Source organism: Arthrobacter sp. LFS091 (genome assembly GCF_047977885.1).
GTDB lineage: Bacteria > Actinomycetota > Actinomycetes > Actinomycetales > Micrococcaceae > Arthrobacter.
Genome location: NZ_JBFPFP010000001.1, coordinates 384,854 through 397,875, shown reverse-complemented (window position 1 = coordinate 397,875; position 13,022 = coordinate 384,854). Strand labels below are relative to the sequence as shown.

At 62.3% G+C, this 13,022-nt stretch carries 10 protein-coding genes; 5 read left to right on the top strand and 5 right to left on the bottom strand.

Annotation, left to right across the window (positions count from 1 at the left end):
• The first annotated feature begins 89 nt into the window (after positions 1-89).
• Entirely contained in the window at positions 90-1,649 is a 1,560-nt protein-coding gene (locus tag ACNQOP_RS01840; RefSeq protein WP_416403136.1) for an LCP family protein, read from the top strand.
• Between the two features lie 62 nt (positions 1,650-1,711).
• Here the strand turns inward: ACNQOP_RS01840 and ACNQOP_RS01835 are convergent, their stop codons facing one another.
• Positions 1,712-3,664 carry a M13 family metallopeptidase gene (locus ACNQOP_RS01835; RefSeq protein WP_416403135.1) on the bottom strand — a complete coding sequence of 651 codons (1,953 nt, stop codon included), beginning with the start codon at positions 3,662-3,664 and terminating at the stop codon, positions 1,712-1,714.
• Between the two features lie 248 nt (positions 3,665-3,912).
• On the opposite strand from ACNQOP_RS01835, the gene leuA reads away from it, so the two are divergent.
• The 3 genes from leuA to ACNQOP_RS01820 all read left to right on the top strand — a co-directional run bounded on the left by leuA (position 3,913) and on the right by ACNQOP_RS01820 (position 7,316).
• Positions 3,913-5,652 carry a 2-isopropylmalate synthase gene (leuA, locus tag ACNQOP_RS01830; protein WP_235520708.1) on the top strand — a complete coding sequence of 580 codons (1,740 nt, stop codon included), beginning with the start codon at positions 3,913-3,915 and terminating at the stop codon, positions 5,650-5,652.
• Positions 5,653-5,736: 84 nt separating this feature from the next.
• A complete protein-coding gene (gene recO / locus ACNQOP_RS01825) occupies positions 5,737-6,489 on the top strand; it encodes a DNA repair protein RecO (RefSeq protein ID WP_257368033.1) in 753 nt (250 codons plus the stop codon).
• A gap of 2 nt (positions 6,490-6,491) precedes the next feature.
• Positions 6,492-7,316: an isoprenyl transferase gene (locus tag ACNQOP_RS01820; RefSeq protein WP_257368034.1), complete on the top strand. Its 825-nt coding sequence runs from the start codon at positions 6,492-6,494 to the stop codon at positions 7,314-7,316.
• Positions 7,317-7,346: 30 nt separating this feature from the next.
• Here the strand turns inward: ACNQOP_RS01820 and ACNQOP_RS01815 are convergent, their stop codons facing one another.
• From ACNQOP_RS01815 to ACNQOP_RS01805, 3 genes are read right to left on the bottom strand one after another with little or no spacing between them, the layout of a single operon-like run.
• Positions 7,347-8,420, bottom strand: a complete 1,074-nt coding sequence (locus tag ACNQOP_RS01815; RefSeq protein ID WP_416403134.1) for an alpha/beta hydrolase — start codon at positions 8,418-8,420, stop codon at positions 7,347-7,349.
• Positions 8,417-9,442 carry an alpha/beta hydrolase gene (locus tag ACNQOP_RS01810; RefSeq protein WP_416403133.1) on the bottom strand — a complete coding sequence of 342 codons (1,026 nt, stop codon included), beginning with the start codon at positions 9,440-9,442 and terminating at the stop codon, positions 8,417-8,419. Before ACNQOP_RS01810 ends, ACNQOP_RS01815 begins: the two co-directional genes overlap by 4 nt.
• A gap of 9 nt (positions 9,443-9,451) precedes the next feature.
• Positions 9,452-11,140: an FAD-binding dehydrogenase gene (locus ACNQOP_RS01805; RefSeq protein WP_416403132.1), complete on the bottom strand. Its 1,689-nt coding sequence runs from the start codon at positions 11,138-11,140 to the stop codon at positions 9,452-9,454.
• A gap of 68 nt (positions 11,141-11,208) precedes the next feature.
• On the opposite strand from ACNQOP_RS01805, the gene ACNQOP_RS01800 reads away from it, so the two are divergent.
• Positions 11,209-12,288 carry a quinone-dependent dihydroorotate dehydrogenase gene (locus ACNQOP_RS01800; RefSeq protein ID WP_284985727.1) on the top strand — a complete coding sequence of 360 codons (1,080 nt, stop codon included), beginning with the start codon at positions 11,209-11,211 and terminating at the stop codon, positions 12,286-12,288.
• Between the two features lie 72 nt (positions 12,289-12,360).
• Here ACNQOP_RS01800 and ACNQOP_RS01795 read toward each other — a convergent pair whose 3' ends face one another.
• Positions 12,361-12,954, bottom strand: a complete 594-nt coding sequence (locus ACNQOP_RS01795; RefSeq protein ID WP_257368040.1) for a DUF3043 domain-containing protein — start codon at positions 12,952-12,954, stop codon at positions 12,361-12,363.
• Between the last annotated feature and the right edge of the window lie 68 nt (positions 12,955-13,022).

Sequence of the window (13,022 nt, the reverse complement as noted above, 5' to 3'; positions counted from 1 at the left end):
CTGCGCAGTGCCCCTCCGATAGGGAACTTCCCAGAATTGGCAACTATGATTGCGGAGATTCAGGTGATTAAGGAAAGGTAAACCGAATAGTGCGACGTCGTGACGCCCGCCCGCAGGGCACCGGCACCGCCGGCCCCGTTGCGGGACGCCATGGGGAGGATGCTGATGGCACTCCCCGGCACATGAAGGAACGCAAGGGGCTGCCGCTCTGGTTGAAAATTACGACCGGCGTGGTTTCCTTGGCGCTGGTTGCCGGCGTTGCCTTTGCCGCATTCTGGTTTATCCGCCTTCAGTCGAACATCACCAAAGCCCCACTCAGCGCCGGCGAAAACCGGGATTCGGGGGCTGCGGCAGCGAACGACAAAACCGACCGGTTGCAGATCCTCATTCTTGGGTCGGACACCCGTGACGGAAAAAACTCCGACTACGGCACCTCTGAGGACTCCACCGGCTACGGGCATTCCGATGTCATGATGCTGCTGGACATTTCCGCGGACAACAAGCGCGTCAATGTCATGAGCTTCCCACGCGACCTGCTGGTTGACGTGCCGCAGTGTACGGACCACACCAACAACCAGACCTTTCCCGCCAGAAGTGGCGTGATGATCAATGAGGCCATGGCAGAGGCCGGCATCGGCTGCGCTGTGGACACGGTCAACAAACTGACCGGCCTGGAGATCGACCACTTCATGATGGCGGACTTCAACGCTGTCAAGGAGCTCTCCAAAGCTGTTGGTGGCGTTAGTGTCTGTGTCAGCGACCCCGTTTTCGATCCGGACTCCCGGCTCCGCCTCCCCAAGGGCAATTCCCTGGTTGAAGGCGAACAGGCATTGGCGTTCCTGCGAACCAGGCATGCATTTGGTGATGGTGGCGACCTCGGACGGATCAAGGGCCAACAGGCTTTCCTCTCGTCAATGACCAGGAAGCTCAAGGACGAAGGTACTTTGGGCAACCCGCAGCGGCTGCTGCAAATTGCCGACGTCGTAACGCAGAACCTCACGGTCGACAACGGACTGGCTTCCGTGCCGTCCCTGCTGACGATCGGCGGGCGACTGAAGGACATTGATGTCTCAAAGGTGGCCTTCGTCGCTGTTCCCACCCAGCCGGCTGCCATCGATCCGAACCGACTGGAGCTGGCCGAACCACAGGCATCGCAGCTTTTCTCGGCACTGCGGGCCGATCTTGACCTCACCACGCCGGGTGCGACCTCGAGCCCGGCCGCTTCCCAAAGCCCGGCAGCCCAGCCAACTGCTACGACGCCAGCCGTGCCCGCCTACAACAAGGCCATCCAGCCGGTAGCGGTTGCCAACGGCAGCGGAGTAGCCACCAGGGCCCAGGAAGTAATGGCCGTCCTCACGGGCAACGGCTTCACCCAGGCTGTGTCCTACCTGGCCAACCCGGTGGACCGGACCGTGGTCTATTACGGAGCCGGTTTTGCGGACGTGGCCGCCGATGTGGCGACCCTCTACGGTATTCCTGCCGCGCAGGTCCAGCAGGCAGCGGGAGTCGCCGGTGTTCAGCTCTATGTGGGCACTGACTTCGGAACGGGCTTGGTCTATGGGGCTGCTTCGGTACCGCCGGACGTTGTTAATCAGACAGCCAGCGACGCCGTCTGCCAGCAGGTCAATCCGCTGTATATCGACCAATAATTATTGAAGCCCAAAGAGGCCGGGCCAGATGGCCCGTCCTCTTTGGTTAGCTCGTCGGCTGCTTACCAGATACTGACCCGTTCTCCGGGTTCCATCCACATTCCGTCGCCCTCGGCCACGGAGAACGCCTGGTGGAAAGCGTCGAGGTTGCGGGCAATGGCATTGGTACGGAACTCGTTGGGGGAGTGCGGGTCGGTGGCCAACCTCCGTATTGCTTCCTCAGTGCGGATTACCTGGCGCCATCCGGCTGCCCACGACATGAAGAACCGCTGCTGTCCGGTGAAGCCGTCGATGACTTCAGGTTCCGCCCCGTCCAGGCTGAGGAGGAAGGCCTTGTAGGCGATTGCGAGGCCACCCAGATCGCCGATGTTCTCACCCAGAGTCAGTTTTCCGTTCACCTTGTGGTCGGGGGCGGCATAGGGGGAGAGGGCGTCGTACTGTGCCACCAGTTTGGTGGTGAGGGCTTCAAAGGCAGTTCGGTCTTCTTCGGTCCACCAGTTCCGAAGGGCGCCCGTTCCGTCGAACTGGGACCCCTGATCGTCGAATCCGTGGCCGATTTCATGTCCAATGACGGCTCCGATACCGCCGTAGTTCACGGCGTCGTCCGCATCGGCATTGAAGAATGGCGGCTGGAGGATGGCGGCGGGAAAGACGATTTCATTCAGCATCGGGTGATAGTAGGCATTGACGGTTTGTGGCGTCATGAGCCACTTGGTGAGATCCACCGGCTTGCCGATCTCGTCAAGGTGCCTGTCGACGTCGGCATTGTGTGCACGCTCTACATTGCCCAAAAGGTCAGTGGGGTCGATCTCGACGGCCGAGTAATCAATCCACTTCTCGGGGAAGCCGATCTTGGGCCGGAAGGCCTGGAGCTTCTTGAGGGCCTCAACCTTGGTTTCTTCGCTCATCCAGGTGAGCGCTGAAATGCTGTCCCGGTAGGCCTCGATGAGGTTTCCCACCAGTGTCTCCATCCGGGCCTTGTGACCGGGAGGAAAATGCCGCTCAACGTAGATTTGGCCTACTGCTTCGCCGAGGGCAGCTTCCACCACGGCTACGCCGCGCTTCCACCTTTCCTTGTTGCGGGGCGTGCCGCTGAGCGTGGTCCCATAGAAGTCGAAGTTGGTCTCGACGAAACCGGACGACAAATATGGGGCTGCCGAGCTCAGGATGCGCAGGGTCAGCCATTCCTTCCACGTTTGCAGGGACTCGGATTCCAGGAGTGCAGCGGCTCCCGTAAAGAAGTCCGGCGTGCTCACCACCAGCTCGCTCCGCTTGTCCTGGTCCACGCGAGCCGCTTCAAACCACGTGTCCAGTAAGGGGAACAGCGCCCGCGCTTCGTCTGCGGTCTTGAGGTTGTAGGTCTTTTGCGGATCCCGAAGGGTGACGTTGTCCCAGTGATGTGAGGCCAGCGCCCGTTCCAGGGCAACCACGCGCCCGGCGGCGGCCTCTGCATCGGGGATGGACGCGAGGTTGAACATGGCGGCAATATATTTACCGTAGGCCGTCACGATCTCGTCGAATTTTTCGTCGCGGTAGTACGATTCGTCAGGCAACCCCAGGCCGCCCTGACCGATGTAGAGAAGGATGCGTTCGGGATTGCCGGCATCCGGCGCAGGGTAGATGGAGAACAAGCCTGAGACGTCGGATCGGAACAACCGCCCGATGAGCGCTGCCAATTCCTGCGGGGAGTCTACGGATTCAACCTCCTGGAGCCTGCCGCGGACCGGCTCGTAGCCCTTTTCCTCCGCCGCCGCTTCATCCATGAAGCTGGCATAGAGGCCGCCGACTTTTTGTTCGACGCCGGTAGCTGAGTCCGCTTTTGCGGCGGCTTCTTCGATGATCGCCTTCACGGCAAGCTCGGCACCGTCCCTCAGTGCGGTGAATGTTCCTTCCAACGGGCGGTCGTCCGGGATCGTCGTGCTGTTGAGCCACGCGCCATTGACGTGTTGGTAGAGGTCGTCCTGGGGCCGGACGTTGTGGTCGATGTTGGAAAGAGTGATCCCCGACTGTGGCACTGTGGCTCCTTGTGTGGACGCTGCAGCCGGCGTTTCCACCGTCGTGGCGTCTGCATAGTGGACGTTGCATGAGGTGTTGCACTGTCATCATACGCATCGTGTTACTGTGAATTTGTGCGTGCGGAAATGCTTCTTCTTAGCTGCCGCGGCGAGGCCTGAAAGCTATCTGACGCTGGGCCATCCTCGCCGCGGAGTTCCGTTGTGTCCGGCTAAGCTTTCACTTAGTTCTTTACAGAAAAGGCCACATCATGCGTAATGCACAAAAGCCCTCCGGTATGCCGATTCACCGCTACCTGCCGTTCCAGGACCAGATCACTGTAGATGTTCCGGACCGCACCTGGCCTGACAAAGTCATCACCAAGGCCCCTCGCTGGTGCGCGGTTGACCTGCGGGACGGAAACCAAGCACTGATCGATCCGATGAGTCCGGCACGCAAACTGAAGATGTTCCAGCTGCTCGTCAAGATGGGCTATAAGGAGATCGAGGTTGGCTTCCCCTCGGCATCTCAAACAGATTTCGACTTCGTTCGGCAGCTCATCGAAGGCGGCCACATTCCTGACGACGTCAGCATCCAGGTCCTGACCCAGGCGCGCGAGCACCTGATTGAGCGGACCTACGAGTCCTTGGTGGGCGCCAAGCAGGCCATCGTCCACCTCTATAACTCCACCTCCGTGCTGCAGCGCCGGGTGGTCTTCAACCAGGACGAAGACGGCATTATGGACATCGCCTTGCAGGGTGCCCGCCTGTGCAAGAAGTACGAAGAGACGCTGCAAGACACGCACATCACGTACGAATACTCCCCGGAGTCCTTCACGGGCACCGAGCTCGAGTACGCTGCCCGCGTCTGCAATGCCATCGCCGATGTCTTTGAGGCCTCCGCGGACAAGCAAGTCATTATCAACCTGCCGGCAACGGTGGAAATGGCGACACCCAACGTCTACGCGGACTCGATCGAGTGGATGCACCGCAATCTGCACCCGCGCGAGGGAATCATCATCTCCCTGCACCCGCACAACGACCGCGGGACTGGCGTGGCTGCTGCTGAACTGGGATACCTGGCAGGTGCCGACCGGATTGAAGGCTGCCTGTTCGGCAACGGAGAGCGCACCGGCAACGTGGACCTGGTGACCTTGGGCCTGAACATGTTCGTGCAGGGCGTTGATCCCATGATCGACTTCTCCGACATCGATGAAGTCCGCCGCACGGTGGAGTACTGCAACCAACTGCCGGTGCCGGAGCGCTCCCCGTATGGTGGAGACCTCGTGTTTACCGCGTTTTCCGGTTCGCACCAGGACGCGATCAAGAAGGGCTTCGAGGCGCTCGAGAAGGATGCCGCGGCTGCCGGCAAGTCGGTGGATGACTTCACGTGGCAGGTTCCGTACCTGCCCATCGACCCCAAGGATCTCGGCCGAAGCTACGAAGCCGTCATCCGGGTTAACTCCCAGTCCGGCAAGGGTGGCGTCGCCTACCTGCTGAAGAATGAGCACAACCTGGACCTGCCGCGCAGGGCCCAGATCGAGTTCTCCGGTGTCATCCAGCGACGCACCGACGCTGTGGGCGGTGAGGTCAGTGGCGCCCAGCTGTGGCAGATCTTCCAAGACGAGTACCTCCCCTCTGACGAAGAACAGGCGCAATGGGGCCGCTACACCCTGGGCAGCGTGAGCACCGAGACTGACGAGTCCGGCGCCATGACCATGAACGCGAACCTCAGGATCGACGGCGCCGAAGTACGCCGAACAGGTCACGGCAACGGTCCCATCGCGGCACTTCTGGACATCCTGCACCAGGACGGCGTGGACGTCCGGGTGCTCGACTACAGCGAGCACGCACTGTCCGAAGGCGGCAGCGCGAGTGCGGCAGCGTACGTAGAATGCGCTGTCGGTGAACGCGTACTCTGGGGCGTCGGGATTGATCCCAGCACCACCACGTCATCACTGAAGGCCCTGATCTCGGCAGTAAACCGGGCAGTCCGCGACGCCCAGGCATAGAACCCTTCGGTGTGGTGGCTGGATTTTCAGTCACCACACCGTCCGGCGGTCACGCCCGACCGGCGCGAAGTGCAAAGATTAGTTGTGGCCAATCCGTCGTTTGCAGCACGGTCCTATCGGGACGATGCCGTAGTGCTCCGTACTCACAAGCTGGGCGAGGCGGACAGGATCATTACGCTGCTGACCAAGCACCATGGGCAGGTACGGGCCGTCGCCAAGGGAGTCCGGAGAACCAGCAGCCGGTTTGGAGCGCGCCTTGAGCCGTTCATGGTCGCCGACCTGCAACTCGTGTCCGGCCGAACACTCGACATCGTGACCCAGGCAGTCGCCAAAGGAGCCTACGGAAGCGCCATAGCCGCCGACTACGGCCGGTTCACCGTGGCGGCCGCAATGACCGAGACAGCCGAGAAATTGACGGATGCCGACACCGAGTCGGGGACCGCTCAATACAATCTGCTGGTTGGAGCACTGGCCTCTTTGAGTCGCTCCGACCACCCGCCCGAACTCATTCTGGATTCGTATCTCCTGCGCGCCCTGGCGACCGGTGGCTGGGCACCAAGCTTTACGGATTGTGCCCGATGTGGCCGTCCCGGCCCCCACACTGCATTTGCGGCGCCGGTGGGCGGAATGGTGTGCAGCGATTGCCGTCCTCCGGGTTCTCCGGCTCCCGCACCGGAAACGGTGCAACTCCTCGGAGCGCTGCTGACAGGCAATTGGAGCATTGCCGATGCCTCGGATCCCCGGCATCGCAGGGAAAGCGCGGGGCTGGTGGCCAGTTACCTGCAATGGCATTTGGAACGTGCCGTGAAATCACTCAAACATGTGGAGCGAAGCTGACAGTGGCACTTGGCAAAAAGAACAAGTCAACAGTAGCGAGGACGGCGCCAGTGGTTGCGCCTTATGGACACCCTTCCGGGGCAGTGCCACCAAAGATACCCACTGAGCTCATACCGCAGCACGTGGCCATTGTCATGGATGGCAATGGGCGCTGGGCCAACCAGAGGGGACTGCCCCGGGTAGAGGGGCACAAGGCAGGGGAGCCGGCACTGTTGGACGTCATGGCCGGTGCGATCGAGCTGGGCATCAAGTACGTCAGCGTCTATGCCTTCTCCACCGAGAACTGGCGGCGTTCGCCTGATGAAGTCCGGTTTCTCATGGGATTTAACAAGGACGTGCTACGTCGTCAACGCAATCAGCTTGACGAGTGGGGAGTCCGGATCCGCTGGGCCGGTCGTCGGCCACGACTGTGGGGTTCGGTGATTAAGGAACTGGAAGAGGCCGAGGACTACACGCGGGCCAATGACACCTGCACTTTGACCATGTGTGTTAATTACGGGGGACGGGCGGAGATCGCTGACGCGGTCGCAGCCATTGCCCAGGACGTGGCGGCGGGGCGGTTGAAGCCTGGCTCTGTCTCGGAGAAGACCATCCAGAAGTACCTGGATGAACCCGACCTTCCGGATGTGGATCTCTTCCTTCGCAGCTCCGGCGAGCAGCGCCTCTCCAACTTCCTCCTCTGGCAGTCGGCTTACGCGGAGTTCGTTTTCATGGACACTCTGTGGCCGGACGTTGACAGGCGGACGCTCTGGGAGGCCGTGGAGATTTACGCCAAGCGGGATCGCCGCTACGGTGGTGCGATTGATGCCGCCCCCGCTACCAAATAGCACGGCCGCGCTAATACGAGGTGTGCCTGCTCAGTAGGGGTATGCCGCAAGCCAGACGGCGACGTCCCGATAGGCCTGCTGGCGTACTGTGCGTCGGGACAGGAACACATCGTGAAGGGCTCCGGGATAGCGGAAGACGGCCGTGCGCCGGGCCAGGCCCAGCGCACGTCGGGATGTTTCCTCGACGTCGATGACGGCATCGGCCCGCATGAGGTCCGCCGTCCATTCCGCTTGGATCCGGGTCCGTCCGGATAAGAGGACCAACACCGGCGCGTCAATGTTGAGCTTACGTTCCACGGCAGCGTGGCCGGCGAGCACTGCTTTGGTCCATCCCGCCCGGATCGGGAAGGACGCCCGTGGTCGCCAGACCGGATCCAGGATCCACTCGCCGTGGGCTTCGTTGCTGACGCTTTCCCAGTACGCCGGCATCTCGGGGAACCTGAAGGGCCTTTTCGGGTCCGTTCGGGCAAAAGGTTCAACCAGATGCATGGCGATACTTCGGACCAAGCTGCTTCCCTGCAGTTCAAGCCACGGTGAATTCAGTACCAAGGTGCCCACTCTGCCCGGGTTGCGGTCAGCCCACAGGGCAGCGATGAGACCGCCCAGGGAGTGGGCCACCATGTGGATGGTGGGTGCAGTGGAGTTGCCGGTCCGGGCCATCACGTCCCGTTCGACTTCCACTAAGGCTGCCGCAATGTCCTCGTCGTAAACACCAAGGTCGGAGGTGTATCCGGGAGTCTGTCCGGGGAGGAGGCTGCGGCCGAACTTCCGCAGGTCCAGCGCGTAGAAGTGGAAACCGGAGGCTGTGAGGTATTCGGCGAGCTCGGTCTGGAGGAAGTAGTCCGCCCATCCGTGGAGGTACAGGACGGCCCGCGGGGCACCTCCGGGATCCGCAGGGGTGGCGCGACGATGGCGCTTGGTAAAGGACACCAGGAAGTCCAGTACACCTTGCGGGGCGGGGTGGGCGACGGGAGGCGCGTGCCTGACCAGCGTCGCCTTGACCTGTCCCTCCTCATCCGGCTTAAGGGGCAGGTCCAAGCATTCATAGCCGTGGCCCAAGACGTCGTCTTCCCATCCGGCACCGGTTTTACCTGCGGCGCTCATCTGTCCCCCTCATGGTGGTCATCCGGTGCTTTGTCCTGCATGAAGCCCCTGATCCATCGGGCCAGGCGGCCGTAGGCGTCCTTCCTCACGGCAGGTGCCGACAGGAATACGTCATGGAGGCCACCATCGATACGCTCCAAAGTCACAGTCCGGCCCAGTGCCATGGCTCGCAAAGCCATTACGCCTACATCAAGCACAGCGTCTGAACGGCGCATGGACTCGTGCCACATCATGCCGTTTGCGCTGGCTGAGGACATCAGGACCAGAACCGGCATTTCCAGGTTCAGGCCGCGGGCCACCTGCGACTGGCCGGCGAAAACGGCGCGGAGCCAGCCCGCCCGGACAGGAAAGGCCAAGGGCGGCCGATACTTTTCGTCCAAGTGCCATTCACCCTCTGCGGAACTGCTGATGCTGCGAAAATAGAAACCACGCTCCGGCAGTTTCAGGACCGTTTCGGGACGGAATCTCGCCAAAGGCGCCACCATGGCGTTCGCTGTCCGCCGGACCATGGAACTCCCATGCATCTCCAGCCAGGGGCTGTCGAGAATGAGGTACTGGACTCGTTCAGGGTGTCGGCTGGCCCAGAGGGCGGCTACCAACCCGCCTGTCGAGTGGCCCATGAGTGTCAGGTTGTCCGCCGTGGATCCGGCACGTCCTTGGTGAATCGCGTTAATGGCCTGGTTGATTTCGGCGTCGTAGTCGGCCAGGTTGGCGACATAGCCACCGGGATCTCCGGGCTGGAGGCTCCGTCCATGGTTGTGCAGGTCCAGGGCATAGAACTCATAGCCCTGGCGCGACCAAAACTCGGCGAGCTCGGTGTTGAAGAAGTAGTCACTCCATCCATGGAGGAACAAAACAACGCCAAGGCGTCGCACCGAACCGTCGTCGCCGCTTTCGGCCTGGGCCAGCGGATCCGCGTCGTGTCGGATCAGCGTGGCATGGCGGATCACGCCATCCGGTCCTGCTGCGTCGATACTGCAGGACTGGTAGCCGGTTCCCAGGATGTCAGCGGTCCATTCCATGGCTCCAGCTTAGACAAAAGCCGCTGCTGCCTTTCCGGCCGCCCTTCCGGTGAAGAGGCAGCCGCCCAGGAATGTCCCTTCCAGTGCCCGGTAACCGTGGATGCCTCCGCCGCCGAACCCGGCAGCCTCCCCGGCTGCGTAGAGCCCTGGAATCGCCTGTCCACTATCGTCCAGAACCCTCGAGGCCAAGTCTGTCCTTAAGCCGCCCAGGCTCTTCCGGGTCAATACCGAGAGCCGGATGGCGATGAGTGGCCCGTGCGCAGGGTCGGTCAGGCGGTGCGGGGGAGCCACTCGCATCAGCTTGTCGGTGGCAAACCGCCTCGCTGCCCTGATGGCCGCAAGCTGCGGGTCCTTGCCGAGCCCACTGGATACCTGCCGGTCCCGGGCGCTGACCAGGGACTCCAAGGACTCCCGCTGGATGAGGTCGCCTCCGGCCAGCTGGTTCATCTTCGACGCGAGCTGCCCGGGGGTGGCTGCCTGCAGGAAATCCACACCTCGGTCCAGGAACCGCTGGATGGGGGAGTCGCTTCCCGCCCTCAACCGCGACGCAAGGAGCCTGACGTCCTTGCCGGTCAGGTCAGGGTTTTGTTCCGAGCCTGACAAAGCAAGTTCCTTGAGGGCGATGGTGCGGTTGAGGACGAACCACGAATGGCTGTGGCCTGTTGCCACAATGTGACGGAGGGCGCCAAGGGAGTCGTACCCCGGGAACAATGGCGCCGGCAGTTGATGTCCTTCCGCATCGAGCCACAAGGATGATGGCCCGGGAAGAATACGGATACCGTGCATCGGCCACACGGGATCGTAGTTGTGGATACCTTCGGGATAGTGCCACATCCGGTCGCCGTTGATCATGGCGCCGCCGACGGATTGCACCACTGAAAGGAATTTACCGTCTACTGAGGCGGGGACGCCGCTGAGCATCTCCGCGGGTGGTCGCCCTCCTGGCCATTGGCGTCGGACTGCCGCGTGGTTGGCGCCTATGCCCCCGGTTGTCACCACAACCGCTCCTGCCGCAGCCTCGAAGTCCCCAACGGGGAGCCTGGATGAGGCCTGGCCCCGCACCGCCGTCGACGGTTCCAGGACATCTCCGACGACGCCGGTCAGCGAACCGGCCGTGATGGTGAGGGCTGTCGCCCTGTGCCGGAAGTGAAGCGACACCCTTCCGGCTTCGACGCCCTCGAGCACCTTCCCCAAAAAGGGTTCCACCAGGGCTGGTCCCGTGCCCCAGGTGACGTGGAAGCGGGGTACTGAATTTCCATGGCCCTGCGGCCCGTACCCGCCCCGCTCCGCCCACTGGACCAACGGAAAGATGCCAACGCCGAGGCTTTTCAGCCACGCCCGCTTCCCACCGGCGGCGAAGTCCACATAGGCCTCGGCCCATTGCCTGGCGTTCGAATCCACCGGTCGGTCGAAAGCCGCGGAGGCCAGCCAGTCGGAAAGTGCGAGGTCCGCGTTGTCCCGCACGCCGAGCCTCCTCTGCTCCGGCGTATCCACCATAAAGAGGCCGCCAAAGGACCAATGGGCCTGGCCGCCGACCGAGGCTTCCGGCTCCTGGTCCAGGACGGCCACCGTCTTGCCCGCTGCGTATGCTGTGGCGGCTGCCACCAGTCCCGACAGGCCCGCCCCGACCACCACGACATCGGCCGTGATCCTGCGGCTCGTGCGGGGATGACGCAGGTCACTGTTTTTAGGCGGCATGCGTACATGCTAGCGCCCGGCACAGTCACGGGTTTGGTGAGTCGTCCACGAACAGCAAAACTAAGACCATGCGTTTTTACCCCACATTCTTTAAGTTGGCCTTCTCCTGGATGGATGCCGAGAAGGCCCACAAGATCGGATTCCAGGGAATCCGTGCCGCCCACCGTACTGGCGCGGGGCGGGTCCTTGCCCGCATGACTGCCCCGGATGCCTCGCTCCGCACCGAGGCGCTGGGCCTGAGCTTTCCCTCGCCCTTCGGACTTGCAGCGGGTTTCGACAAGGAAGGCCACGGCATCGAGGCCCTGACGGAGCTGGGTTTCGGCCACGTCGAAGTGGGTACCATCACGGGCCAAGCGCAGCCGGGCAATGACAAACCACGCCTGTTCCGCCTGATAGAGGACCGGGCGGTCATCAACCGGATGGGATTCAACAACGACGGCGCCGCTGCCGTTGCGCCCCGGCTCAAGTCTGCTCGGGCTGCTTTGCAGAAAAACCATCCTGATCTTCGGCCCATCATCGGGGTGAACATTGGCAAGACCAAGGCGGTGGACCTCGCCGACGCCACGGAGGACTACCTGGTGAGCGCTCGGAGCCTCGCCCCCGCCGCAGACTACCTGGTAGTCAATGTCAGTTCGCCCAATACGCCGGGCCTGCGGTTACTGCAGAACGTGGAGACGCTGCGTCCTTTGCTGCGGGCAGTTGGAGACGCTGCCGACGAAGCCGCGGGGCGCCACGTACCGCTTCTGGTCAAGATTGCGCCTGACCTGTCCAACGAAGACATCGAGGACGTCGCCCGGCTTGCACTTGACCTCAAGCTGGACGGAATCATCGCGACCAACACAACGATTACCCGTGAGGGGCTTGTTTCCGGAAGTGCGAAGGTGGATTCCATCGGTGCCGGAGGTTTGTCAGGAGCGCCCCTCAAGGAGCGGTCCCTGGAGGTGCTTCGCAGGCTCAAGCAGGCCGTGGGCGATGACCTTGTGCTGATCGCGGTCGGCGGCGTCGAATCGGCCGAGGACGTCCACGAACGCCTTGAGGCCGGCGCCACCCTGGTCCAGGGCTACACGGCATTCCTTTACGAAGGCCCGTTCTGGGCGTCCCGAATCAACAAGGGCCTTGTAAGGCTTCGGCGGGGCTCAGGCCACTAAGACTGCGGTTAAGCGATGAAGACCCCGGACCATTGGTCCGGGGTCTTCATACGTTTGACAGGGGTTGGGGCCTTAGGCCGGGTACTGTCCGCGCTTCACCTGCGGCTTGGGCAGGCGGAGTTTGCGGAACTGAAGGGCTCGCATGCATCCGTACCAGACAGAGCCACGCTCCACTTCGCCGAACTTCTCGGTAAGTTTCTTCCGCAGCTTGCGGGAGAGGATGAAGGCATCGATGAATACAGCCAGGAACATGATCCAGAAGCCCACCAGTACGTAGCTGATTCCCGCGCTCGTGGTGGGAATGATCAGTGAAATGACAACGAACAACAGGGCACCAAACATCAGGTACTCGCCCAGGCTGAACCGTGCGTCGACGTAGTCGCGGACGTACCTCTTCTGGGGCCCTTTGTCCCGAAGTGGCAGGAATTTTTCGTCACCCGTATCCAGGGCCTGCCGCATCTTCTGGCGCTGGTCCTGGATGGCCACCCGCTCCGCTGCCTTTGATGCCTTACGGTCGGTGGGCACCAGAGGGCGCTTGCGGGCTGCTTCCTGGTCCTTCCGCTTGGGCGTGGGCGCGCCCTTTCCGGCTACGGGCTCCTGGGCGGTGGCATAGGCCTGGTCTACTACTGATTGAGCGCTGGGCTCTTCCTTTTTGCGTCCGAACACCCCTACAGAATACCCCGCACCAAGGTGGCGCAGGTTACGCCCGGGGTTGCCCGTGCCCCAATGGCCAC

Coding starts and splice junctions, on each gene's coding strand:
- ACNQOP_RS01815 (WP_416403134.1), bottom strand. CDS start 8,420: ATGAGCGCCGCAGGTAAAACCGGTGCCGGATGGGAAGACGACGTCTTG.
- ACNQOP_RS01810 (WP_416403133.1), bottom strand. CDS start 9,442: ATGGAATGGACCGCTGACATCCTGGGAACCGGCTACCAGTCCTGCAGT.
- ACNQOP_RS01800 (WP_284985727.1), top strand. CDS start 11,209: ATGCGTTTTTACCCCACATTCTTTAAGTTGGCCTTCTCCTGGATGGAT.
- ACNQOP_RS01805 (WP_416403132.1), bottom strand. CDS start 11,140: ATGCCGCCTAAAAACAGTGACCTGCGTCATCCCCGCACGAGCCGCAGG.
- leuA (WP_235520708.1), top strand. CDS start 3,913: ATGCGTAATGCACAAAAGCCCTCCGGTATGCCGATTCACCGCTACCTG.